Origin of the sequence: Ensifer sp. Root558 (genome assembly GCF_001427045.1) — a bacterium.
GTDB classification, from domain to species: Bacteria; Pseudomonadota; Alphaproteobacteria; order Rhizobiales; family Rhizobiaceae; genus Ensifer; species Ensifer adhaerens.
The window spans coordinates 278,807-300,779 of the sequence record NZ_LMGC01000033.1; the positions used below are offsets into that span (position 1 = coordinate 278,807).

Below are 21,973 nucleotides of genomic sequence, written 5' to 3' on the forward strand. Positions count from 1 at the left end.
CATGGGTCGCGTGCGCGATCCGGTCCATCGGGACCGGCACTGGCGTGACCGTGGGAGGTTAGCCGCTTGGCGCTCAACGACGATATCGTGCTTCTGTCCAACGTGCCGCTGTTTGCCGATATCAGCGAGGACAAGCTGAGGCTGATCGCCTTCGGCGCGGAGCGGCGCCGCATCTTCAAGGGACAGGAGCTGTTTCGCGAGGGGGCGCCGGCCGATTGCGCCTATGCGATCGCCAGCGGCAGCTTGTCCCTGTCGAAGGCCGGTTTCGACGGTTCTGAGACGACGGTCTCGACCGTCAGTCGCGGAGCGCTTCTGTCGGAACTGGCGCTGATCTCGATGGTCGAGCGTAAGTTCACGGCAACGGCCGAGGAAGACAGCGAAGTCATTCGCATCAATCGGCCGCTCTTCCGCCGCATGCTGGAGGAATATCCTGAAGTGGCCGAGCTCGTCGAAGCGCGCATCCGCGAAAACCTGCAGGCGATGATCCGCCGGGCCGGCGCGCTCGCCGGCCGTTTTGCTTGAACCGCGCTACGGTTTCCCGCTACCACCGATACTTCAGCGAACCGAGCACGGTGCGGCCCTGGCCGAAATAGCAGTAGCCATCGGTGCAGACCTCTTCGCGGCGATCGCCGAGATTGGTAGCGCTGACGGCGAGCGACAGTCCGTCGAGTTCGGGATTCTTGACGCCGAAGTCGTAGGCGATCGAGGCGTCGAAATAGACGGCGCCGCCGTTCTTGGCGGTGTTGGCATCGGACGTGTAGGAGCTTGACGCCAGCCGTACGCCGCCGCCGAGGCTGAGGCCCGCAAGCTGCTTGTCTTCGGGCAAAAGATAGTTCACCCACAGCGATGCGACATGGCGCGGCTTCGTCGACGGCACGTTACCGATCAGCGACGGATCGACGTTTCCGGTGATTTCAGCGTCGTTGTAGTTGTAGGCGGCGATGAAGCTCAGGCCGTTGTCGAACTCCCGGCGTCCTTCCACCTCGAAACCATTGGTCGTCACCTCGCCGGCCGACTTGTAGTAGTAGCCGACGGGAAGGGACGGGTCGGACACGTATTGCGGCGCGCCGCTTTCGACGATCCGGTAATAGGCCGCGCTCAGTGAATAGGCTTCGCCTTCCGGATGGTACTTCACGCCCAGTTCGACCTGCTCGCCGGTCGTCGGATCGAGCACGCGGCCATCGGCCGAAAGCTCTGTGCGCGGCACGAAGGAGGTGCTGTAGCTGGCATAGGGCGCGATGCCGTTGTCGAAGAGGTAGAGCAGACCGGCCTGCCCGGTGAGTTCGCCATCGTCCTTGCGATCGACGACGCCGGTGTTCTTGTTGGTGCTGGTCTGGTCGACCCAGTCGTAGCGAAGGCCACCAACGGCGCGCCAGTTGCCTACCTCCAGCTGATCCTGGACATAGATGCCCGTCTGCCGAAGGTCCCGCCCGCTGAAGCTGGTAAGTGCTGGCGTCGGACCGCCGACGCCGAAGGTCGGGTTGTTGAGATCGAAGCGATAGGCCGGATCGACGGCGCCGAAGCCGAGGCCGAAGTCCGAGGTGATCCAGGTGTAATCGAGGCCGGTCAGCAGCGTGTGCGAGGCCGCACCGGTGTCGAAGTTGGCTTCGAGCTGGTTGTCGATCTGGTAGGCGCGCTGGTCGTCCTTGATGGCGACGGGTGAGCGGTCAAAGACGCCGGGCGCGACCTCCGTCCCGAACTGCAGGTAACGGGCCTTGAGGTCCAGATCGCTGACGCGGCCGTGCTGGCGGAAGGTCAGGCCGTTGTCGAACTCGTGCTCGAACTTGTAACCGGCCTGGACCTGGCCGACCTTCTGGTAGTCATAGTCCGGGTCGCTGTAGCGCAGCAGCCGGCCGTCATGCTCGAGCACCCGCGGGCTGGCGTCGCTTTCGCCCTTCTGCGCCAGGCCATAGACCGTCAGCGACGTGCCTTCGTCCGGCTTCCAGGTGAAGGAGGGCTGCAGCAGGTAACGATCGTCGGCAACGTCGTAGTTGGTCTCGCCGTTTCGCAGAAGCCCGACGATGCGATAGAGGACGTCGCCGTCAGCCGTTACCGGTCCGCCGACATCGAAGGCGGCCTGGGCGCGACCGATCGTGCCATATTGCAGCTCGACCTCGCGGTGGGGCTCCTCCTCCGGCATCTTCGAGATGCGGTTGACGATGCCGCCGGCGCCGGCAGCACCGTACATGACCGAGACCGGACCTTTCAGGATCTCGATCCGCTCGAGGCCGTAGACCTCCGTCGGGAAGGTGCCGTAGTTCATGTAGGGCTGGCGCAGGCCGTCACGGAAATCGCCGGTCGTCGTCGTCTCGAAGCCGCGGATATAGATCTGGTCGAAACGCGGATCGAAGCCGAAGGCGCCGGTCGTGACGCCGGCGGCATAACGCGTTGCCTGGATCATGTCCTGCACGCCGCGTTCTTCGAGCTCCTTGCGCGTGACCACCGAGACCGAGCGGGGCGTTTCGATCAGCGGGGTGTCGGTCTTCAGCGCCGAGACGTTGCGTGTCGGCACGATCGTGTCGTTATCCTCGGCGATCGCCGCAGCTGCCTTGCCGGCCGTCGCTTCTATCTTTTCCAGACGGGTGGTCTTCTGGCTTTCGGCCGATTGCGCATGGGTCGCTGTCGGCGAAAGGATCACGGCGACAGCGCTTGCGGCGAGCACGGTGGTCGCGGACAGCGCGCGGCGCGAGGCGCGCAGGAAGGTGGTCGGCAAGGTCTTTGGCATCTCTGGCCCTCTTGCGGGCGCACGAAAACCCTCCGGCCAAAGCCAGAGCCAAGCACCCGAATATCAGTGAAAACGACGGCTGAGCGGCCATCGGAGGCGGTGTCCCCGCCGCCCGACAAGAGGGATAGTCCGTTTGGAAATGCGCATCAAGAAAAATATGATTCTTTTAGTCATGTTTTTCTTGATGGAACAGCGGGCGCCGAAGGTGCGTGCCGCCGCCCAGAAAATGACGTCCTAGATGTCGAAGTGCGCGATGACGGGCACGTGGTCTGAGGGGCGCTCCCAGCCGCGGGCTTCGCGCAGGATATCGACGTTCTTGAGCGCCGGCGCGAGGTCGGCGGACGACCAGATATGGTCGAGTCGGCGGCCACGGTCGGCAGCTTCCCAGTCCTTCGCCCGGTAGCTCCACCAGGTGTAGAGCTTGGTCGGGGATGGCGTGTGCTGGCGCATCAGGTCGACCCAGCCGCCGCCGTTCATGACCGTGGTCAGCCCCTCGGTTTCGATCGGCGTATGGCTGACGATCTTCAGGAGCTGCTTGTGCGACCAGACGTCGTCTTCCAGCGGCGCGATATTGAGGTCGCCGACGAGGATCGAGGAAATGCCGGCTTCGGCTTCGGCGTGCAGCAGCTTCATCTCCTCGACGAAATCGAGCTTGTGGCCGAATTTCGGATTGATGGTGCGGTCCGGCTCATCGCCGCCGGCAGGCACGTAGAAATTATGCAGCCGGATCTTCTTGCCGCCGGCCTCGAAAACGACCGAGAGATGGCGGGCGTCGCCGATGCCGCAATAGTCGCGGCGATCGCTAAGCTCATGCAGCGGCAGGCGCGAGATCGTCGCCACGCCGTGATAGCCCTTCTGGCCGTGCATCTCGATATGATTGTAGCCGAGCGCCTTCAGGGGCTTGGACGGAAACTGGTCGTTCGGGCACTTGGTTTCCTGCAGGCAGAGGATGTCAGGCTGCCAGGTCTGCAGCAGATGCTCGACCAGCGGCATGCGCAGGCGAACGGAGTTGATGTTCCAAGTGGCGACGGAAAGGGCCATGCGTCATTCCCTGATCGGCTGGGGCCGGACGCTCGCGAAGGGAAGGCCGGCTCGGGATGGATGTTTGACCCGAGCTTTAAGCAGGTCCGGCGCGCCGGGACAAGGAATGCCTGAACGAGGCCGCACTAAAAACCGCGCGTCCTATGGACGCGCGAAGGTCGGCTTGGCGCGTGATGTCGTTCAGCCGCCGCGCTTGTTGCGGACCTCGTCATAGGGGATCTGGAAGACCTTGTCGTCCAGCGCCATACCGGTCTTGACATTGAAGATCATGACCGAGGTGTCCTTCTTCTGCGCGTCGGTGATGGTCCACTGGCGCAGATCGTAGGTCTTCGGGTCGAACATCATGGTGATGGTCGAATCGCCGAAGATCGAACGGTCGCCAAGCACGATGGTGATGAGGTCGGACTCTTCCTTGACGTCGCGCACCATCTTGCCGGTCAGGTCGATCCTCTCGCTGAGCAGCAGGTTGAGCGGAGTCTTCGACAGCGGATAGATGTCCCAGGTCTTGAGCTTCATGTTGCCGATGACGACGGACTTGCCGTCGGCGATGACGCGCATCGGCGAGGGGGCCTCGTAGTTGAAGCGGATGCGGCCGGGGCGGCGGATATAGAATTTGCCGCCGGTCTGCTCGCCGCGCGGGCCGAACTGGACGAATTCGCCGGCCATGGTCTTCACCGAGGAGAAATGGTCGGCGATCTTCTGGGCAGCGCTCGGGGCCTGGGCGAAGGCCTGGCCGAGGTCGAGACCGGTGCCGCCGATGCCGCCAAGTGCCGCAAGCCCGCACACGAAGAGGCGGCGCGACATCACCGGGTGGTTGCGCTCGCCAGTCTTAGTCTCTGTCATCTCGGTCTCCTTCATTTACGAATCATCTGGAGCGCAAGTGCGGCGCCTTCAAGGCGCCATTTTCGAGCTTTTTCGCTCGCGCTCTCACATGACTGTTACCGGTTTGGCCCTTTATGCAGAGCCTCTGCCCGCATCCGCCGGGCGTCTTTTCTATCAATGCATTCGCCTCACGCGAATCTGCGGGAATTGCCCTGTGGTCCGGTGACTTACTCTTCGGTCGGAACGAGGATCTCGCGTTTGCCGGCGTGGTTCGCCGGCCCGATGATGCCTTCCTGCTCCATGCGCTCGATCAGCGATGCGGCACGATTGTAACCGATCCCGAGGCGACGCTGCACGTAGGAAGTGGAGGCCTTGCCGTCGCGCAGGACGACCGCAACCGCCTGGTCGTAAGGATCGTCGGAATCGGCGAGATTGGAGGTGCCGGCCGGGCCGCCGCCCTCGCCATCCTCGTCGTCATCCTCGGTGATGGCATCGAGATATTGCGGTACGCCTTGCGTCTTCAGGTAGGCGACGACTTCTTCGACCTCGGTGTCGGAGACGAAGGGGCCGTGGACGCGCTGGATGCGGCCGCCGCCGGCCATGTAGAGCATGTCGCCCATGCCGAGCAGCTGTTCGGCGCCCTGTTCGCCAAGGATGGTGCGGCTGTCGATCTTCGAGGTCACCTGGAACGAGATGCGGGTCGGGAAGTTGGCCTTGATCGTGCCGGTGATGACGTCGACCGAGGGGCGCTGCGTCGCCATGATGACATGGATGCCGGCGGCGCGGGCCATCTGGGCGAGTCGCTGCACGGCGCCCTCGATGTCCTTGCCGGCGACCATCATCAGGTCGGCCATTTCGTCGATGATGACGACGATGTAGGGCATCGGCGCCAGATCGAATTCTTCCGTCTCGTACATGGCTTCGCCGGTCTGGCGGTCGAAGCCGGTCTGCACCGTGCGGGTGATCTGTTCGCCCTTGGCAAGCGCCTGCTCGACGCGGCTGTTGAAGCCGTCGATGTTGCGCACGCCGATCTTCGACATCTTCTTGTAGCGCTCTTCCATCTCGCGCACCGTCCACTTCAGTGCGACGACCGCCTTCTTGGGGTCGGTCACAACCGGCGAAAGCAGGTGCGGGATGCCGTCATAGACGGAAAGTTCGAGCATCTTCGGGTCGATCATTATCAGGCGGCACTGATCGGGGCTCAGCCGATAGAGCAGCGACAGGATCATGGTATTGATCGCGACCGATTTGCCCGAACCGGTGGTGCCGGCGACGAGCAGATGCGGCATCTTGGCGAGATCGGCGACGACGGGCTCGCCGCCGATCGTCTTGCCGAGCGCCATGGCAAGGCGGGCCTTGGAGGTCTCGAAATCGCGCGAGCCGATGAGTTCGCGCAGATAGACGGTTTCGCGCCGCTGGTTCGGCAGTTCGATGCCGATGGCGTTGCGGCCGGGAACGACGGCGACGCGCGCGGCGATCGCGCTCATCGAGCGGGCGATGTCGTCGGCAAGGCCGATGACGCGGGAGGACTTGATGCCCGGCGCCGGTTCCAGTTCGTAGAGGGTAACGACCGGGCCAGGGCGAACGTGGATGATCTCGCCCTTGACACCGAAATCTTCAAGCACGCCTTCGAGCATGCGGGCGTTCTGCTCCAGCGCATCGGGCGAGAGCGAGGCGTCGCGGCCGACGTTTTTCGGCTCGGCAAGGAAATGCATCGGCGGCAGCGTGAAGTCGCCATCGTTGTCGTCGACGAAGGAGCGCTGGGCTTCGCGCTCGACGCGCTGGCCCGTCTTCGGGCGAGGAGCAGGCGTCGAACCGCGCGAGCCGCCCTTGGGCAGGCCCTGCTTCGGCGGTGCCGCCTTCGGCGCCCAGTCGGCGGCTGCATCGTAGTCTTCGTCGTCAGGCAGAATGCCGGCGGGGCGGCGCTCGTCAATGTCGAAGGGCAGGTCGTCATCCTCGTCGTCGGCCATGATCGGCGGCGGGGTGAGGATGCGGCGCTCGGAGCGGTCGAGCGAGGGCTCGATGCGGTCGCCGGCGGCCATCGGCTTCGGCCGGGCGGGTTCGTTCAGCGTGCCGAACTCGTCGTTGTTGAAATCATAGGGTTCGTCGTACTGGCGCTTGGGCGTGGCGCGGGTGCCGCTCATGCCGAAAATGCGGCGCATGCGCGCGTGCATGGTGTAGCGCATATGGGCAAAGGAGCCCATCAGCAGGGTGAAGGGGCCTTCGCTGTCGTCCTCGTCCAGTTCGTCGCGCACGGTGCGCGCCTTGCTCGGCGTCGGCTCGGCAATTTCCTCTTCCTCCTCCTCGTCGCTGACGCCGATCAGGCCGGCGCTATAGACCAGGCACCAGGCGGCGGGGACGGCGAAGATGCAGGCAAGAATGGTCGCAAGCGTGCCGGTCGGAAAGGCGCCGGTAAAGAGCGCGGGGAAGCGCAGGATCATGTCGCCGAAGACGCCTCCAAGGCCGTTGGGCAGCGGCCAGGTGATGGGGGCGGGAACACAGCTGAGTGCTGCGCCGGCTAGGACGGAACCGACGAACCAGAGACCGAGGCGCTTGAAGACCTTGTCGAAACGTTTGCCGCCGATCAGCACCAGGGCCCAGGCGACGGCCGGCAGGAGGGCGACGACGCTGGCCAGCCCGAAGAACTGCATGAAGATGTCGGCAAAGGCAGCACCCGTGTAACCGAGCACGTTGGTCGGCGCTTGTGACGTAGCGTAGGAGAAGCTGGGATCGGCGACGTTCCATGTCGAGAGCGCTGCGACGGCCAGCGCCAATGCGCCGAACAGCGCAAAGCCCGCCAGCGACGCGATCTGTCGCCAAACGAAGGTGGTTAGCACGAACCGGTTGGAACGGCTGTCAAGCGCTGCCGGATTGCTTCTGCTCATGTTGCCTGCTGCCCGTCTCGATCTTCACGGCGCATTGCGCGCCATGGAATCAACCTAAGCGGTGTACGGTTAATGCGACATTAACCATGCGTAGTTGGCGCTAAAATAGCAGTCGCAGCCGGACCGATCGGCACGAAAAAGGCCCGGAGCTTCCGATCCGGGCCAAGGGCGATCCGCGTGGGGCGGATCGCGACGGGACTGTAGGCGGCGCCGGATTGCCGGCGCCGCGATCCGCTTAGCTGTGGTAGGCGGCTTCACCGTGCGACGAGAGGTCGAGGCCCTCGCGTTCGGCTTCGACGGAGACGCGCAGGCCGACGATCGAGTCCACCAGCTTGTAGAGGATGACGGAGACGACGCCGCACCAGACGATGGTGATGGCAACCGCGGTCAGCTGGGTCATGAACTGGCCGCCCATGGTGACGCCGTCGGCATAACCGATGCCGCCGAGCGACGAGGAGGCGAAGATGCCGGTGGCAAGCGCACCGAAGAAGCCGCCGACGCCGTGGACGCCGAAGACGTCTGCCGTGTCGTCATAGTGGAACTTGTTCTTCACGACAGAGACGAAGAAGTAGCAGAGCGGCGAGACGAGCACGCCCATGACGATCGCGCCCATCGGGCCGGCAATGCCGGCGGCGGGCGTGATGGCGACGAGACCGGCGATCATGCCCGAGGCGGCGCCCAGCATCGAGGCCTTGCCGCGGGTGAAGGTTTCGACGGCCGACCAGGAAAGGATGGCGGCTGCGGTTGCAAGGAAGGTGTTGACGGTCGCGAGCATGGCGCCGCCCGAGGCTTCGAGGTTCGAGCCGGCGTTGAAGCCGAACCAGCCGAACCAGAGCATGGCAGCACCAACCAGCGTCAGCGTCATCGAGTGCGGTGCCATCATGTCGCGGCCGTAGCCGGTGCGCTTGCCGACCATGATCGCGCCGATCAGGCCAGCCACGCCGGCATTGATGTGAACGACGGTGCCGCCGGCGAAGTCAAGCGCGCCCATGCCGAAGAGCAGGCCGTTGCCGTCCCAGACCATGTGGGCGATCGGGAAGTAGACGAAGGTCGCCCAGAGTACCGAGAAGAGCACGGCTGCGGAGAACTTGATGCGCTCGGCAAAGGCGCCGACGATCAGCGCCGGGGTCAGTGCCGCGAAGGTCATCTGGAACAGCATGAAGATGTATTCCGGAATGACGACGCCTTCCGAGAAAGTGGCCGACGTGCTCTCAGTGGTGACGCCGGCGAGGAACATCTTGGCGAAGCCGCCGAAATAGGGGCTGGTCGAGCCGCCGAAGGCGAAGGAGTAACCGTAGACGACCCAGACGATCATCATCGTCGCGCCGATCACGGTGCACTGCATCAGCACCGAGAGCATGTTCTTGGCGCGCACCAGGCCGCCGTAGAACAGCGCGAGGCCCGGGATCAGCATGAAGAAGACGAGAAGCGTCGAGATGAACATAAAGGCGGTATCGGCCTTGTCCGGCACCGGTACAGCTGCGGCCGCCGCCGGTGCCGCTTCCTGCGCGAAGGCCACGGCCGGCGCAAGCAGGGCGGCGGTCATTGCGCCCAGGCGTCCAAGAGAGGTGGAAAGCTTAAGTGATGACATCGAGGTAGTGCTCCCTGAACGGCGTGGTTTACAACGCTTCTGAATCGGTTTCGCCGGTGCGGATGCGCACCGCATGGTCAATGGCGTAGACGAAGATCTTTCCGTCGCCGATCTGGCCGGTCTTGGCGGCTGCGGCGATCGCTTCAACGGCCTTGTCGACGAGTTCTGAAGGAACGGCGATCTCGACCTTCAGTTTCGGCAGGAAGCTCACGGCATATTCGGTACCGCGGTAGATTTCGGTATGTCCCTTCTGGCGGCCGTAGCCTTTGACTTCGGTCACGGTCAGGCCCTGGATGCCGACAGCAGTGAGGGCTTCGCGAACCTCATCGAGCTTGAACGGCTTGATAATGGCCATCACAATTTTCATCTGGTTTCATCCTTGTTCGCCTCCGGCGGAGGCCGTCTCTCCTTGCTGCGGAGCGCCAGAGCGCCGTGCAACCGAACCATGACATTCAAGGGGCGTGCCAGATTCTGACGCTCGACTTAAAGTAATGAAAACAAATAGAAAAAAAGAAAGCCGCAGCACGATTGCTGCGGCGCATCAAAAAATCGTCACTTTAGAAGATTAAAAAATAGGCAGAACGAAGATTCTGCTTATTTCCTATTCAGATGCCTTTTTCCGGATCAACCCTTCCTGGGCGACGGAGGCGATCAGCACACCGGAACGCGTAAAAAGGCTGCCTCTGGTCATCCCGCGGGCACCATGCGCACTCGGACTGTCCTGGGTATAGAGCAGCCAGTCGTCCATCTTGCAGGGCCGGTGGAACCACATGGCGTGATCCAGGCTCGCCACCTGCAGGTTCCGGTCGAAGACCGAAGTGCCGTGCGCATAGAGCGAGGTGTCGAGCAGGGTCATGTCGGAGAGATAGGCAAGGATCGCTGCCTGGATATGGCGCTCGTCCGGAACCGTGCCGACGGCCTTGACCCAGACATCCTGGATCGGCTTGCCGTCGTTGCGGGTAAAATAGTGCTGCAGCGACGCCGGCCGGATCTCGATCGGCCGCGGCCTTTCCCAATAGCGCCGGATTGCTTCGGGCGCGTGGACGAGAAACTTCTCTTTGAGTTCCTGTTCGCCCGGAAGCGTCTCGGGCATGGCGAGATCAGGCATGTCGATCTGGTGGTCGAAACCATCTTCGTCATACTGGAAAGAGGCGGACATCGAGAAGATCGCCTTGCCGTGCTGGATGGCGACCACCCGCCTGGTGGCGAAGCTCGAACCGTCGCGGATGCGGTCGACTTCATAGATGATAGGTACGGAAGGATCGCCCGGCCGCATGAAATAGGCGTGCAGCGAATGCACGTAACGCCCCTCATCAACGGTTCGCTGCGCGGCGACCAGCGCTTGGCCGATCACCTGGCCGCCGAAGACGCGCTGCCAGCCGACCTGCGGGCTACGGCCGCGGAACAGGTTTTCCTCGAGCTTTTCGAGATCGAGAATGGCCAGCAGCGCATCCATGGGGGTGGCGGTCTCGGTGGGGCGCGACATTTCGGCTTTCTCCGATGGTAGGAACGTCGATGGCATTGATCTATATAGACATAAAACGATGCTCAAGTGCGACGGAGAAAGCCGATGCTCGATGTCTTGATTGCCGGTGGCGGCTATGTCGGCCTTTCGCTCGCGGTTTCGCTGAAGAAGGCGGCGCCTCATCTCGACGTGATGGTGATCGACGGCGCGCCGGAAGGCGCCTGGAAGAAGGACCAGCGCGCTTCCGCCGTTGCGTCCGCGGCCGAGCGCATGCTCGACGTGCTTGGCGTCTGGGATGAGATCGCGCCGGAGGCCGAGCCGATCCGCCGCATGGTGATTACCGATTCGAAGGCGGCCGATCCGGTGCGGCCTGTGTTCCTGACCTTCGACGGTGACGGCGGCGAGGGTCGTCCGTTTGCCCATATGGTGCCTAATACGGCGATGGTCGGCGCACTGCGCGGTGCCTGCTCGGCGCTCGGCGTGGTCAATCGCCAGTCGACCATGGTCGAGAGCTTCAAGAGCGGCGACCACGCAGTTGCCGTTACGCTTGCCGGCGGCGAAGAACTGGAGGCCCGTCTTTTGGTTGCCTGTGACGGCGTGCGCTCCAAGCTGCGCGATGCCGCCGGCATCAAGACCGTCGAATTCGACTATGGCCAGTCCGGCATCGTCACCACCGTCGAGCATGAGCGGCCGCACGAGGGCACGGCGGAGGAGCATTTCCTGCCGGCCGGGCCTTTCGCCACCCTGCCGCTCAAGAACAATCGCTCGTCACTGGTCTGGACCGAGCGCACCGAGGACGCCGAACGCCTGGTCAAGGGCGACGATTTCCTGTTCGAGGAAGAACTGGAGCGCCGCTTCGGCCACAAGCTTGGTCACCTGAAGGTGGTCGGCGGACGGCGGGCCTTTCCGCTCGGCCTGACGCTTGCCCGCGATTTCGTGAAACCACGCTTCGCGCTTGCCGGTGACGCCGCCCATGGCATTCACCCGATCTCGGGGCAAGGGCTCAATCTCGGCTTCAAGGATGTGGCAGCACTTGCCGAAACCATCGTCGAGGCGGATCGTCTCGGGCTCGACATCGGTTCGCTCGCGGTGCTTGAGCGCTACCAGAGCTGGCGGCGTTTCGACACGTTCCGCATGGGTGTTACGACCGACGTGCTCAACCGGCTGTTTTCCAACGACATCACCCCGGTCCGGATCGCCAGGGATTTCGGCCTGGGCCTCGTCGACCGGCTGCCATCTCTCAAGAGCTTCTTTATCCGCCAGGCGGCCGGTATTGCCGGGGAGACCGATCCGCGGTTGTTGTCGGGTCAGCCGATCTGAGGCTTTACGGTTGGGGTTGCCCCTCTCCTCGGGTTAAACCCGAGGACTAGCCCTCTCCTCGCAGGATGGGAGAGGGGACGCCTCGCTGCGTTTGCGGGGAGAAGGTGGCCGGCAGGCCGGATGAGGGGCAGTCGAGAACTCTACGGGTAACGGGCCGACGCGGCCCTCAATCCTCGATCTTGCGTGCTTCCGAGATCAGCATGATCGGTACGCCGTCGCGGATGGGATAGGCGAGGCGCGCCTTTTCCGAGATCAGTTCATTGGCTTCGGCGTGATAGCTGAGGCGTCCCTTGGTCAGCGGGCAGACGAGCAGTTCGAGCAGTTTCGGATCGACCTTGCTGGCGTTGATATCCATCTATCCGTTGCTCACTGCAAAATGCTGTCCATATCGCCGAAGTCGCGCGCAAGCACGATTTCGGTGATGGCGATCAGGGTTTCGGCGCGGGTCTTGAGATCGGGAGCCTCGAGCAGCGCCTGTTTCTCCGCCGGGCCATAGGGCGACATCATCGCCATGGAGTTCACGAGCGTGCGGTTGCTCGCCCGCTCGACGCTTTCCCAGTCGGCTTTCAGCTTGTTGGCTTCGAGATAGGCCTTGAAGGCGGCCAGAAGCGCTGCCCGGTCGACGAGGGTCTCGTCGTCGCGGTTTTCGAGATCTGCCGCAAAGGGGCCGATACGGAAGCGACGGTAGCCGCGGGTGCCCCCGACTTCCGAAAACAGCCGGTAGCGGCAGACGCCTGTGAGCGAGGTGATGTAGCGGCCGTCGCCGGTCTCGGCAAAGGAGGTGATGCGGCCGATGCAGCCGACCTCGCAGAGCGCCTGCATCGGTCCGGTGGCGGTGTCGTTGCGGCCCTCGCAGAAGGACGGCTGTACGATGCCGATCAGGCGGTTGCCGGAAAGGGCGTCATCGAGCATGGCGAGGTAGCGCGGCTCGAAGATGTTGAGGGGAAGCTGGGCGCCGGGAAGCAGCAATGCACCGGTCAGCGGAAACACCGGAATGATCTCCGGCAAGTCCTTCGGACCGAGATAGCGTGCATTTCCGACGTGCATTTCCGATAGACCCTGCCGGTATTCGCTTTGCCCCGCCAAGGAAGCGTGGTCAACCAGATCAAAAGATGGTGCGCTGCTTGAAAATCTCAAGGGACGAGCCCGTCGATCTTCACAGGTGAAGATGGATCGTGATCGGATCCGCTTACGAAAAGGGGCGCAGATAGCGCCCCTTTCAAAAACATGTCTGACGGCTCAGGAGAACAGGATCGACGAGAGCTTGCGTCGCGCGGCGATGGTTGCCGGATCCTTCGGGCCCCAAACCTCGAAGAACGAAAGCAGCTCGCGCCGCGCGCCGTCGTCGTCGTAAGCCCGGTCGCGCTTCATGATCGTGAGCAGATGGTCGGCCGCAGCCATCCGGTCGCCCTCGACGTTGCGGATTTTGGCGAGCAGCACGCGCGCCTCGTGATCATCGGGGTTTGCGGCGAGGCGCCGTTCGAACTCGTTGGGATCGCCGAGCTTGCGGGCTTCCTCGATCTGGTCGAGCTTTTTGCCGATGGCGGCAATGCCGGCATCCTTGGCAAGATCTTCCGGTAGGCTGGACAGCGCCTCGCGGGCCTCGGCAAGCTGGCCGAGCGCGATCATGCAATCGACCATGCCGGCGATCGCCAAGACATTTTCCGGGTCGGCCTGCAGCACGGCGCCATAGAGGCCGGCGGCGTTCTCGGCATCGCCGGCATCGATGAGCGCCTTGGCGTCGGCGAGAACCGCCTCGATCTCGGCCTTGCTGTCGTCAACGGCGGGACCGGCGATCTTTTCGATGAACTGCTTGATCTGGCTTTCCGGAACTGCGCCCATGAAGCCGTCGACCGGGCGTCCGCCGACGAAGGCGATGACGGCCGGGATCGACTGGATGCCGAGCTGGCCGGCGATCGAGGGATGATCGTCGATGTTCATCTTGACGAGCTTGACGCGGCCTGCGGCTTCCGTGACCACCTTTTCGATGACAGGGGTCAGCTGCTTGCAGGGACCGCACCAGGGCGCCCAGAAATCGACGAGAACGGGCTGCTGCCTGGAGGCTTCGAGCACGTCCTTGGTGAAGTTGGCAGTGGTGGTTTCCTTGATCAGGTCACCGCCCGACGCGGCCGCCGGCGCCGGCTGGCCGAAGGAGGCCGAAGCCGTCATCTGAGTGCCGAAAGACCCTGCATAGGGATTGTCGCTGCCCGTCATTCTTCTCTCCTCGCCGGCTCGTCCGCCAGCTTACTGCATTCGCGCCAAAGATCGTATGTCAGGCCGTGACTTTCAAGACAAGCGGTTCGTGTCCGGTCGCTTCCATGAAGCGCAACAGATCCTTCGAAGCGATCGAGGTCGTTGCGTCGTTGGAAAGCGGGTGGCAGTTGACGATATCGAACGTCATCAGCGCCTCGTCGAGGATGACCTTGACGTTGCCTCCGGTGTCGTTGATCGCGCCGAAGGCGGTTACGGCCCCCGGAATGACGCCGAGATACTCCATCAGCTTCTCCGGCTTGCCGAAGGATACCTTGCTTGCCGCGCCGATCACCTGGTGCACGGTCTTCAGGTCCACCGTCGCGTGCTCCTCGACGGTGAGCAGGAAATAGTTGTCCTTCTTGTCCTTCACGAAGAGGTTTTTCGTGTGGCCACCGGGCATCTCGTCACGAAGCGCCACCGATTCGGCCACGGTGAAAACCGGAGCGTGGTTCTTCGTCTTATACTCGATTCCAAGTCCATCGAGAAAATTGAAGAGGTCTTCGGCGGTTTTCGGCTGTGATTCACGCATGATTCTCATCCCCACGGCGTTCGTTTCGTCTCTGCTTTAGGGGAGAAGGCCGTCAGGACGCAATCTCACAGGCGGCGAGGCCGGCCGAAAACGCGGCATTTCCGGGCTTTGCGAAGGGTGTCCAAAAAAATATTCGATTTCTCGTCATTTCCCTGTTGCATTCCAAAATCGCTTAGGCCATATACCGCCCGTCGCCGCAAGACAGCGCCGACGCCACGGTCCACCGACTACCCCCGGACCTTGGATGATGAGCGGGTGTAGCTCAGGGGTAGAGCACAACCTTGCCAAGGTTGGGGTCGGGCGTTCGAATCGCCTCACCCGCTCCAATTTCTCCCAACCACTTCATTTCACAGTCATTTCTGGAATGAAACGGCATTTGCCGTCAGGCATTCCATGCGCCGATAGTGCCGTCCGCACCATGTGGTTCGGACCGCCGAGACGGCTCCTTTTGCATTTTGCCTTTGTTGGTAAAGCCGGTCGCCGTTTCCGCGCTCAGCTCTTCATGAACACGTAGTCCGTCTCCTGCCGGCGGATCTCGGCGGGGCGAAGTACCGCGTTCGGGAAGCCGGCGTGGTTGGCCGCATCCGGCCAGATCTGGGTTTCGAGACAGAAGCCGGCAAAGGCGCCGTAACGGCGGCCCTCGAGGCCGGGGACGGGGATGTTCAGCTTTGCGCCGGTATAGAGTTGCACGCCGGGCTCGGTCGTCAGCACTTCCATCGTGACACCCGAATCGATGCTGCGAGCAAGCGCCACCGAATGTTTCGCCATGCGTTCGTTCGAAAGGCAGAAATTATGGTCGTAGGCGATACGCTCGCCTTCGGTCTGGCGGCTGAGCCGCGTCATTTCCCGCAGATCGAAGGCAGTGCCCTCGACCGGGCGGATCTCGCCCGTCGGCACCTGGCGTTCGCTGGTGGGCAGATAATGGTCGGCAGCGATCATGATGTCGTGGCCGAGGGCGTCGGCGCTGCCGTCGAGATTGAAATAGCTGTGCTGGCAGACATTGGCGAGCGTCGCTTGGTCGGTTTCGCTCTCGTAGACGACGCTCAAGACGCCGCCGGGCTTCAGCTGGTAGGTGCAGGTGACCTTGCAGTTGCCGGGATAACCGGCGCGGCCATCCGGGTCGGTAATGGCGAGCGTGATGCTGTCGGGCGTCTGCTTTAGGATCGTCCAGTTGCGCTTGCCGATATTGTCGCTGCCGCCGTGCAGATGCGTGACGCCCTTCTCGTTCAGTTCGAGCTGGTAGGCCTCGCCATCGAGCGTGAAGCGGCCGTTGCCGATGCGATTGGCGCAGCGTCCAGGCGTGGCGCCGAGATAGGGCGAATGGGCGAGATAGCTTTCGAGATCGGTGAAACCGAGCACCAGCGGCGGCTCATGGCCTTCCAGGCGCAGGTCCTGGATCACCGAGCCCCAGGTCAAGACATGGGCGGTGAGGCCGCCACCGGAGAGCACCACACGATGGACCGGCTCGCCGGATGGCAGGTGGCCGAAGATTTCCGTGTTCTGATGCATATTCACCGCTGGCTCCCACTACAGCGCTGCGCGTCTCCCCAGACGCACAAAGGTCGCCGTACACTTTTGAATTGCTGCATGTTTTGTCCTTGGCTCGGTTAGGATCCAAGGAAACATGCAACGGTGCGATCGCAGCAACCTGCGTCATTTCCAAAGGCACGGCAACCGGAAAATCATACTAAATGCGGCCTGGCGCCGTCTCCGGCCTGAGAGCGAAAACATCCAGCTATTCAAGGTGCTACAGCGACCTCTCGGCAGACATGTCAGCGCGACAGCTGCTTGGTGGCCTCCTGCAGGCCGGCGAGCGTCAAGGGGAACATGCGTCCCTCGAACAGGCTCTTCACCATCGTGATCGACTGGGTATAGCCCCAGTGCTGCTCGGGCACGGGATTGAGCCAGATGGAGCGCGGAAAATGAGCCGTCAGACGAGAGAGCCAGAGGGCGCCCGCCTCATCGTTCCAGTGCTCCACCGAGCCGCCGGGGTGGCTGATTTCATAGGGGCTCATCGAAGCGTCGCCGACGAAGATGGCGCGATAGTCGCCGCCGTAGGTGCGCAGCACTTCCGTCGTACGGGTAATGTCGACACGGCGGCGGCGATTGTCCTTCCACAGGCCCTCGTAGACGCAATTGTGGAAGTAGAAATGCTCCATATGGCGGAACTCGCTGCGGGCCGCTGAAAACAACTCCTCGACGATGCGGATATGATCGTCCATCGATCCGCCGATATCGAAGAACATCAGAAGCTTCACCGCATTGCGGCGCTCCGGCCTCGTCACCACGTCGAGATAGCCGTGTTCGGCGGTGGCGCGGATGGTGCCGGAGAGGTCGAGTTCGTCGGCGGCACCCTGGCGCACCCAGCGTCGGAGCCGCTTCAGCGCAACTTTGATGTTGCGCGTGCCGAGCTCGATCGTGTCGTCATAATCCTTGAACTCGCGCCGGTCCCAAACCTTGACGGCGCGGCGGTGGCGCGACTGGTCCTGGCCGATCCGCACACCCTCGGGATTGTAGCCATAGGCGCCGAAGGGCGAGGTGCCGGCGGTACCGATCCATTTTGAGCCGCCCTGATGGCGGCCCTTTTGCTCCTGCAGCCGCTGGCGCAAGGTCTCCATCAGCTTGTCGAAGCCGCCGAGTGCCTCGATCAGGCGTTTTTCTTCCTCGCTCAGATGCTTCTCTGCGAGCTTGCGCAGCCAATCCTCGGGGATGACCGCCTCTTCGCTCGCTTCCATCGGGTTGACTGCTTCGAGACCCGAAAAGCAGTGCTGGAACACCCGGTCGAAGCGGTCGATATGGCGTTCGTCCTTCACCAGTGCCGTGCGCGCCAGATAGTAGAAGGCTTCGACGTCGAAGGTGGCGATGCCCGCCTCCATCCCCTCGATCAAGGACAGGAATTCCCGGAGCGTGACCGGGACCTTCGCTGCCTTGAGTTCGAGGAAGAAGGGAATGAACATCTGACCTCAGCTTTTCCCGGTGCCGATCTCCGCGAGATCGTAGGGCGTCGTCTGGTACATCTCGTTGATCCAGTTGCCGAAGAAGAGATGTGCATGGCTGCGCCAGCGGTTCTGCGGCGGCAGGGTCGAATCGTTGTGCGGGAAGTAGTCGTGCGGCATCTTGATCGGCACGCCCGCATCCACGTCGCGGAAGTATTCGTCCGACAGCGAGGTCGAATCATACTCCACGTGGTTGAACATGTAGAGCCGGTTGCCCTTTTTCTCGTGCACGAGGCAGACGCCCATCTCCTTCGATTCCATCAGGATTTCGAGGCTCGGCACCTTGTCGATGTCGGCGCGGCGCACTTCGGTCCAGCGCGAAACGGGGACGGCGAAATCGTCGGAGAAGCCGTTGAGATAGACGGAGGAGCGGTTGAGGTTCTGGTGACGATAGACGCCGAAGGCTTTTTCCTTCAGCGGATACTTCGGCACGTCGTGGAAGTGATAGATTGCCGCCATCGCGCCCCAGCAGACGTTGAGCGTCGAATGCACGTTGGTCTCGGTCCAGTCGAGGATGCGCTTCAGCTCGTCCCAATAGGTGACGTCTTCGTATTCGAGCGTCTCGACCGGGGCGCCGGTGATGATGAAACCGTCGAACTTGCGGCCCTGCACTTCTTCCCAGGTCTCGTAGAAGGAGAGCAGGTGATCTTCCGAGGTGTTCTTGGCGCGGTGCGCGCCGATGCGCACCAGCGACAGTTCCACCTGCAGCGGCGAAGCGCCGATCAGGCGCGCCATCTGGATCTCTGTCTTGATCTTGTTCGGCATGAGGTTCAGGAGCCCGATCTGGAGCGGGCGGATATCCTGACGGATCGCCACGGTCTCGGTCATCACCCGCACGCCCTCATGCGCGAGGGTTTCGAAGGCGGGCAGCGTATCGGGAATCTTGATGGGCATGGGCTTCCACTCGATCAATACAAAAAAACCGGCAGCGATTGATCGCGACCGGTCCTCGGAAATCCAACTTTCCTCGGCCCTTTAGCGACTTGTTTAACGTGGCTGCAAGCCGGCCGGCCAAATCACCACGGAGAATTTGATAGCGCGAGTGGGCCGCGGGGGTCAAGAAAAACGATTCGCGTTGGGGGCGGCTGCCCCTCATCCCGCTGCTGCGACTTCTCCCCGCTGGCGGGGAGAAGTGGCCTTGCCGCACCCGATCGTTCCACGAGTTAAGCTCAGCGGCCGTTCGGCCCATCTTGGTAGCCGGGTTCGCTGTCGGCACGTCTCGGCTTGGGGGCAGCCGTCGTCCTCGTCCCCTCTCCCCGCCTGCGGGGAGAGGGTCAGGGAGAGTGGCTGGTCTGCAGCAGGCGTAGAGCATCCCGCATGCCATAACCCAGCCGGCGGTCAGCCTGATCGATACCGAGCCAAAAGAAACGAAAGCGGATCGGGTCACCGCCGCCAAAGGGCGTCATTTCCTGATGTATCCAGGTCTGCCGTTGCTCGCCGGCAAGGGCGATGTGGAAGTAGTGCCGCCGATGACAGATCGTCCTGCCGTCCTTCGGGTAGTGGTAGTCCTGCGTGACGAGATGGGTGAGTGCTTCCGGCGGCGTCAGCCCGGTTTCCTCGATGAATTCCCGCTGAGCCGATGTCTCCGGGCTTTCGCCTGGTTCCATCGTACCGCCGGGCACCTGCAGCTCGATGTCTGGGAAATCCGGCTCGTCGAAGACCAGCAGGCGGTCCTGCCAGGTGGCGTAGATCAGGACCTTGTGCGCGTCCGGCCTCATCCGTCGCGGCGGGCCATGAAGGCGAGGCGCTCGAAGAGGTGCACGTCTTGTTCGTTCTTCAGGAGCGCACCATGCAGCTTCGGCAGCATGGTCTTGGCATCGGCCCTGAGGTCGGCCGGATCGACCTCGTCGGCGACGAGCAGGCGGATCCAGTCGAGCGCCTCTGACGTGGAGGGCTTCTTCTTCAGGCCCGGCACCTGGCGGATGTCGTAGAAGGCGGCGAGCGCCGCCGAAAGCAGCGTCTTGCGGATGCCGGGATAATGCACCTCGACGATGCGGGCGAGCGTGTCTGCATCGGGGAAGCGGATATAGTGGAAGAAGCAGCGGCGCAGAAACGCGTCCGGCAGCTCCTTCTCGTTGTTGGAGGTGATGATGACGATCGGCCGGTGACGCGCGCCGATCATCTCGCCGGTCTCGTAGACATGGAATTCCATGCGGTCGAGCTCCTGCAACAGGTCGTTCGGAAACTCGATGTCGGCCTTGTCTATCTCGTCGATCAGAAGCACCACGCGGCGATCGGCCTCGAAGGCCTGCCAGAGCTTGCCCTTGCGGATATAGTTCCGGACCTCGTTGACACGCTCGTCGCCGAGCTGGCTGTCGCGCAGCCGCGACACGGCGTCATATTCATAGAGGCCTTGCTGTGCCTTGGTCGTCGACTTGACGCTCCATTCGATGAGTTCGAGGCCAAGGGCGGCGGCGATCTGGCGGGCAAGCTCGGTCTTGCCGGTGCCGGGCTCGCCCTTGACCAGCAGTGGGCGCTCCAGCCGGATCGCGGCGTTGACGGCGATCATCAGGTCCTTGTCGGCGATATAGTCGGCGGTGCCTTGAAATTGCATGGGCGTCTTCCGGTTCAGCGTAAGTCAGGCGAAGTCATGCCCTATGGACTATCGCATAATGGCTTAAATCGGAATCGTTTTGAGGGTGGGCGCGATCAAGGGGTCAGCCGCGAAGCGCGGTGACCTCGATCTCGATCAGCATTTCCGGGCGGATCAGGTCGCAGACGATCATCGTTGCGGCCGGGCGGATTTCGCCGAAGACTTCGCCGAAGATCGGGAACACCCGGTCGGCGAAGCTGGCATCAGTGACGTAATAGTGGTTGCGCACCACGTCCTTCATCGAGAAGCCCGCTTCCTTCAGCGCGCCCTCGATCGTCTTCAGGCAATTGCGCGCCTGCTCTTCCACCGTCTCGGGCATGGTCATGGTGGCGTAGTCATAGCCGGTCGTGCCGGAGACGAAGCACCAGTCACCCATCGCGACGGCACGCGAATAGCCTGCCGTCTTTTCGAAGGGCGAGCCCGAGGAGATGAGCTTGCGCGCCATATCTTCGTTTTAAGCCCAGGGGCGCGCGGCGCCGACCGTCTTTTCGAAGCTGTCGATGGCGGTTGCCTTTTCCAGCGTCAGGCCGATGTCGTCGAGGCCGTTCAGCAGGCAGTGACGCTTGAAGGCGTCGACCTCGAACTTGACCGAACCGCCGTCCGGACCGGTGATTTCCTGGGATTCCAGGTCGACCGAGAGGATGGCGTTGGAGCCGCGCGAGGCGTCGTCCATCAGCTTGTCGAGGTCAGCCTGGCTGACGACGATCGGCAGGATGCCGTTCTTGAAACAGTTGTTGTAGAAGATGTCGGCAAAGGACGTGGAGATCACGCAGCGGATGCCGAAGTCGAGCAGCGCCCACGGAGCATGCTCGCGCGAGGAGCCGCAGCCGAAGTTATCGCCGGCAACGAGAATGCTGGCGTTCTGGTAGGCCGGCTTGTTGAGCACGAAGTCGGGGTTGACCGAGCCGTCTTCATTGTAGCGGGCTTCGGCGAAGAGGCCCTTGCCAAGGCCGGTGCGCTTGATCGTCTTCAGGTAGTCCTTCGGAATGATCATGTCCGTGTCGATGTTGACGACGGGGAGGGGGGCAGCGACACCGGTGAGCTTGACGAATTTTTCCATAACTTCAGGCCTTCGATTTCAGAAGAATGTTGCGCTAGCGTTTAGATGAGTTTTGCGCCGAAATGAAGGAAAATCTGTTCAAATACGCTTCGCCGGGCGGGTGAAAATGCCCGCCCGGCGAGAGCTTCGTCCGGATCTCGATTGTCTGCAGGGACTTAGCTTGCCTTCACCGGGCTGTTCATGGCCCAGAGAACGCCGAAGGGATCGCGGAGCTGGCCGTAGCGGTCGCCCCAGAACATCACCTCGATCGGCATCACGACCTCGGTGCCGGCGGCAACCGCACGGTCCCACCAGGCATCGATGTCGTCGACGGTGAGCGTCAGGGTGAAGGCCTGCGGCTTTTCCAGCGGATGGCCGTATTCCGGATAGGCATCGGCGAGCATCAGCGAGCTGCCGTTGACATAGAGGTGGATGTGCATCGTGCGGCCCTGCTCGTCGAGCGGGTGCCGGCCCACTTCCTTGGCCCCGAAGGCGCGCTGGTAGAATTCGGACGCCTTGGCGGCGCCATCGACCTGAAGATAGGGCAGAAGGCCGTTGAGGACCGGTGCCGGCTGCTGCGTCTGGGTATCCATATCGTTCTCCATCCTGTTCGAAGAGCCAGGACCGTGCTGGCCTGCCTCAAGGACGGACATGGAATCTCCGATCCGACATGGGGTCGAAAAAAAATCGCGGCCGGCTGCATGACGGTTTTTG

Annotated in this window: 21 protein-coding genes, 1 tRNA gene and 1 riboswitch; of the genes, 3 read left to right on the forward strand and 19 right to left on the reverse strand. The window is 62.7% G+C overall.

Translation table 11 applies throughout. From position 1 onward, the window contains the following. Positions 1-66: 66 nt before the first annotated feature. Positions 67-522: a cyclic nucleotide-binding domain-containing protein gene (locus ASD63_RS25275; protein ID WP_034802780.1), complete on the forward strand. Its 456-nt coding sequence runs from the start codon at positions 67-69 to the stop codon at positions 520-522. A 19-nt stretch (positions 523-541) separates the two neighbouring features. On the opposite strand, the gene ASD63_RS25280 is transcribed toward ASD63_RS25275, so the two are convergent. The 7 genes from ASD63_RS25280 to tesB form a co-directional block, all read right to left on the reverse strand. Next, entirely contained in the window at positions 542-2,725 is a 2,184-nt protein-coding gene (locus ASD63_RS25280; RefSeq protein ID WP_034802777.1) for a TonB-dependent siderophore receptor, read from the reverse strand. A 234-nt stretch (positions 2,726-2,959) separates the two neighbouring features. Continuing rightward, the gene (locus ASD63_RS25285; protein ID WP_034802774.1) at positions 2,960-3,766 is read right to left on the reverse strand and encodes an exodeoxyribonuclease III; all 807 of its coding nucleotides are present in this window, start codon (positions 3,764-3,766) and stop codon (positions 2,960-2,962) included. Positions 3,767-3,946: 180 nt separating this feature from the next. Then, positions 3,947-4,609, reverse strand: coding sequence for an outer membrane lipoprotein carrier protein LolA (locus tag ASD63_RS25290; RefSeq protein ID WP_034803111.1), 663 nt, complete (start codon positions 4,607-4,609; stop codon positions 3,947-3,949). Positions 4,610-4,815: 206 nt separating this feature from the next. Beyond that, complete coding sequence (locus tag ASD63_RS25295; protein WP_060529998.1) at positions 4,816-7,473, reverse strand: DNA translocase FtsK; 2,658 nt, start codon at positions 7,471-7,473, stop codon at positions 4,816-4,818. A 235-nt stretch (positions 7,474-7,708) separates the two neighbouring features. Continuing rightward, a complete protein-coding gene (locus ASD63_RS25300; protein ID WP_034802768.1) occupies positions 7,709-9,064 on the reverse strand; it encodes an ammonium transporter in 1,356 nt (451 codons plus the stop codon). A 28-nt stretch (positions 9,065-9,092) separates the two neighbouring features. Further along, on the reverse strand, positions 9,093-9,431 hold the full coding sequence (locus ASD63_RS25305) for a P-II family nitrogen regulator (RefSeq protein ID WP_034802765.1): 339 nt from the start codon (positions 9,429-9,431) through the stop codon (positions 9,093-9,095). Positions 9,432-9,665: 234 nt separating this feature from the next. Beyond that, on the reverse strand, positions 9,666-10,550 hold the full coding sequence (gene tesB / locus ASD63_RS25310; protein ID WP_034802762.1) for an acyl-CoA thioesterase II: 885 nt from the start codon (positions 10,548-10,550) through the stop codon (positions 9,666-9,668). An 84-nt stretch (positions 10,551-10,634) separates the two neighbouring features. Between tesB and ASD63_RS25315 the strand changes: the two genes are divergently transcribed. Further along, the gene (locus tag ASD63_RS25315; protein ID WP_034802758.1) at positions 10,635-11,849 is read left to right on the forward strand and encodes a ubiquinone biosynthesis hydroxylase; all 1,215 of its coding nucleotides are present in this window, start codon (positions 10,635-10,637) and stop codon (positions 11,847-11,849) included. Between the two features lie 166 nt (positions 11,850-12,015). Here ASD63_RS25315 and ASD63_RS25320 read toward each other — a convergent pair whose 3' ends face one another. The 4 genes from ASD63_RS25320 to ASD63_RS25335 form a co-directional block, all read right to left on the reverse strand. After that, a complete protein-coding gene (locus ASD63_RS25320; RefSeq protein WP_034802755.1) occupies positions 12,016-12,204 on the reverse strand; it encodes a Trm112 family protein in 189 nt (62 codons plus the stop codon). A gap of 11 nt (positions 12,205-12,215) precedes the next feature. Beyond that, complete coding sequence (locus tag ASD63_RS25325) at positions 12,216-12,896, reverse strand: LON peptidase substrate-binding domain-containing protein (RefSeq protein ID WP_034802753.1); 681 nt, start codon at positions 12,894-12,896, stop codon at positions 12,216-12,218. A gap of 192 nt (positions 12,897-13,088) precedes the next feature. Next, on the reverse strand, positions 13,089-14,063 hold the full coding sequence (gene trxA, locus ASD63_RS25330) for a thioredoxin (RefSeq protein ID WP_034802750.1): 975 nt from the start codon (positions 14,061-14,063) through the stop codon (positions 13,089-13,091). A gap of 58 nt (positions 14,064-14,121) precedes the next feature. After that, a complete protein-coding gene (locus ASD63_RS25335) occupies positions 14,122-14,631 on the reverse strand; it encodes a prolyl-tRNA synthetase associated domain-containing protein (RefSeq protein ID WP_082572987.1) in 510 nt (169 codons plus the stop codon). Positions 14,632-14,882: 251 nt separating this feature from the next. Here ASD63_RS25335 and ASD63_RS25340 point away from each other — a divergent pair. Beyond that, a tRNA-Gly gene (locus tag ASD63_RS25340) sits at positions 14,883-14,957 on the forward strand. Positions 14,958-15,123: 166 nt separating this feature from the next. Here the strand turns inward: ASD63_RS25340 and ASD63_RS25345 are convergent. The 8 genes from ASD63_RS25345 to ASD63_RS25380 all read right to left on the reverse strand — a co-directional run bounded on the left by ASD63_RS25345 (position 15,124) and on the right by ASD63_RS25380 (position 21,852). Further along, the gene (locus tag ASD63_RS25345; RefSeq protein WP_060529999.1) at positions 15,124-16,140 is read right to left on the reverse strand and encodes an aldose epimerase family protein; all 1,017 of its coding nucleotides are present in this window, start codon (positions 16,138-16,140) and stop codon (positions 15,124-15,126) included. Positions 16,141-16,403: 263 nt separating this feature from the next. After that, complete coding sequence (locus tag ASD63_RS25350) at positions 16,404-17,588, reverse strand: VWA domain-containing protein (protein ID WP_034802741.1); 1,185 nt, start codon at positions 17,586-17,588, stop codon at positions 16,404-16,406. 6 nt (positions 17,589-17,594) lie between these two features. Further along, the gene (gene metA / locus ASD63_RS25355) at positions 17,595-18,521 is read right to left on the reverse strand and encodes a homoserine O-succinyltransferase (protein WP_034802737.1); all 927 of its coding nucleotides are present in this window, start codon (positions 18,519-18,521) and stop codon (positions 17,595-17,597) included. Positions 18,522-18,582: 61 nt separating this feature from the next. Then, positions 18,583-18,660, reverse strand: a riboswitch (SAM riboswitch). 241 nt (positions 18,661-18,901) lie between these two features. Then, a complete protein-coding gene (locus tag ASD63_RS25360) occupies positions 18,902-19,345 on the reverse strand; it encodes an NUDIX domain-containing protein (protein WP_034802734.1) in 444 nt (147 codons plus the stop codon). Next, on the reverse strand, positions 19,342-20,181 hold the full coding sequence (locus ASD63_RS25365) for a MoxR family ATPase (protein WP_034802731.1): 840 nt from the start codon (positions 20,179-20,181) through the stop codon (positions 19,342-19,344). The genes ASD63_RS25360 and ASD63_RS25365 overlap by 4 nt, the downstream gene beginning before the upstream one ends. Before the next feature lie 103 nt (positions 20,182-20,284). After that, entirely contained in the window at positions 20,285-20,665 is a 381-nt protein-coding gene (locus tag ASD63_RS25370) for a RidA family protein (protein WP_034802728.1), read from the reverse strand. 9 nt (positions 20,666-20,674) lie between these two features. Further along, on the reverse strand, positions 20,675-21,280 hold the full coding sequence (gene leuD, locus ASD63_RS25375) for a 3-isopropylmalate dehydratase small subunit (RefSeq protein ID WP_034802725.1): 606 nt from the start codon (positions 21,278-21,280) through the stop codon (positions 20,675-20,677). Positions 21,281-21,435: 155 nt separating this feature from the next. After that, complete coding sequence (locus tag ASD63_RS25380) at positions 21,436-21,852, reverse strand: glyoxalase/bleomycin resistance/extradiol dioxygenase family protein (protein WP_034802718.1); 417 nt, start codon at positions 21,850-21,852, stop codon at positions 21,436-21,438. Positions 21,853-21,973 lie beyond the last annotated feature (121 nt).

What these genes read in the sequence shown, in the direction of transcription:
- metA (WP_034802737.1), bottom strand. Translation starts at nt 18,521, where the DNA reads ATGCCCATCAAGATTCCCGATACGCTGCCCGCCTTCGAAACCCTCGCG.
- ASD63_RS25380 (WP_034802718.1), bottom strand. Translation starts at nt 21,852, where the DNA reads ATGGATACCCAGACGCAGCAGCCGGCACCGGTCCTCAACGGCCTTCTG.
- ASD63_RS25335 (WP_082572987.1), bottom strand. Translation starts at nt 14,631, where the DNA reads ATGCGTGAATCACAGCCGAAAACCGCCGAAGACCTCTTCAATTTTCTC.
- ASD63_RS25300 (WP_034802768.1), bottom strand. Translation starts at nt 9,064, where the DNA reads ATGTCATCACTTAAGCTTTCCACCTCTCTTGGACGCCTGGGCGCAATG.
- ASD63_RS25365 (WP_034802731.1), bottom strand. Translation starts at nt 20,181, where the DNA reads ATGCAATTTCAAGGCACCGCCGACTATATCGCCGACAAGGACCTGATG.
- ASD63_RS25280 (WP_034802777.1), bottom strand. Translation starts at nt 2,725, where the DNA reads ATGCCAAAGACCTTGCCGACCACCTTCCTGCGCGCCTCGCGCCGCGCG.
- ASD63_RS25350 (WP_034802741.1), bottom strand. Translation starts at nt 17,588, where the DNA reads ATGTTCATTCCCTTCTTCCTCGAACTCAAGGCAGCGAAGGTCCCGGTC.
- ASD63_RS25315 (WP_034802758.1), top strand. Translation starts at nt 10,635, where the DNA reads ATGCTCGATGTCTTGATTGCCGGTGGCGGCTATGTCGGCCTTTCGCTC.
- ASD63_RS25325 (WP_034802753.1), bottom strand. Translation starts at nt 12,896, where the DNA reads ATGCACGTCGGAAATGCACGCTATCTCGGTCCGAAGGACTTGCCGGAG.
- trxA (WP_034802750.1), bottom strand. Translation starts at nt 14,063, where the DNA reads ATGACGGGCAGCGACAATCCCTATGCAGGGTCTTTCGGCACTCAGATG.
- tesB (WP_034802762.1), bottom strand. Translation starts at nt 10,550, where the DNA reads ATGTCGCGCCCCACCGAGACCGCCACCCCCATGGATGCGCTGCTGGCC.
- ASD63_RS25295 (WP_060529998.1), bottom strand. Translation starts at nt 7,473, where the DNA reads ATGAGCAGAAGCAATCCGGCAGCGCTTGACAGCCGTTCCAACCGGTTC.
- ASD63_RS25370 (WP_034802728.1), bottom strand. Translation starts at nt 20,665, where the DNA reads ATGGCGCGCAAGCTCATCTCCTCGGGCTCGCCCTTCGAAAAGACGGCA.
- ASD63_RS25285 (WP_034802774.1), bottom strand. Translation starts at nt 3,766, where the DNA reads ATGGCCCTTTCCGTCGCCACTTGGAACATCAACTCCGTTCGCCTGCGC.
- leuD (WP_034802725.1), bottom strand. Translation starts at nt 21,280, where the DNA reads ATGGAAAAATTCGTCAAGCTCACCGGTGTCGCTGCCCCCCTCCCCGTC.
- ASD63_RS25360 (WP_034802734.1), bottom strand. Translation starts at nt 19,345, where the DNA reads ATGAGGCCGGACGCGCACAAGGTCCTGATCTACGCCACCTGGCAGGAC.
- ASD63_RS25305 (WP_034802765.1), bottom strand. Translation starts at nt 9,431, where the DNA reads ATGAAAATTGTGATGGCCATTATCAAGCCGTTCAAGCTCGATGAGGTT.
- ASD63_RS25345 (WP_060529999.1), bottom strand. Translation starts at nt 16,140, where the DNA reads ATGCATCAGAACACGGAAATCTTCGGCCACCTGCCATCCGGCGAGCCG.
- ASD63_RS25290 (WP_034803111.1), bottom strand. Translation starts at nt 4,609, where the DNA reads ATGACAGAGACTAAGACTGGCGAGCGCAACCACCCGGTGATGTCGCGC.
- ASD63_RS25320 (WP_034802755.1), bottom strand. Translation starts at nt 12,204, where the DNA reads ATGGATATCAACGCCAGCAAGGTCGATCCGAAACTGCTCGAACTGCTC.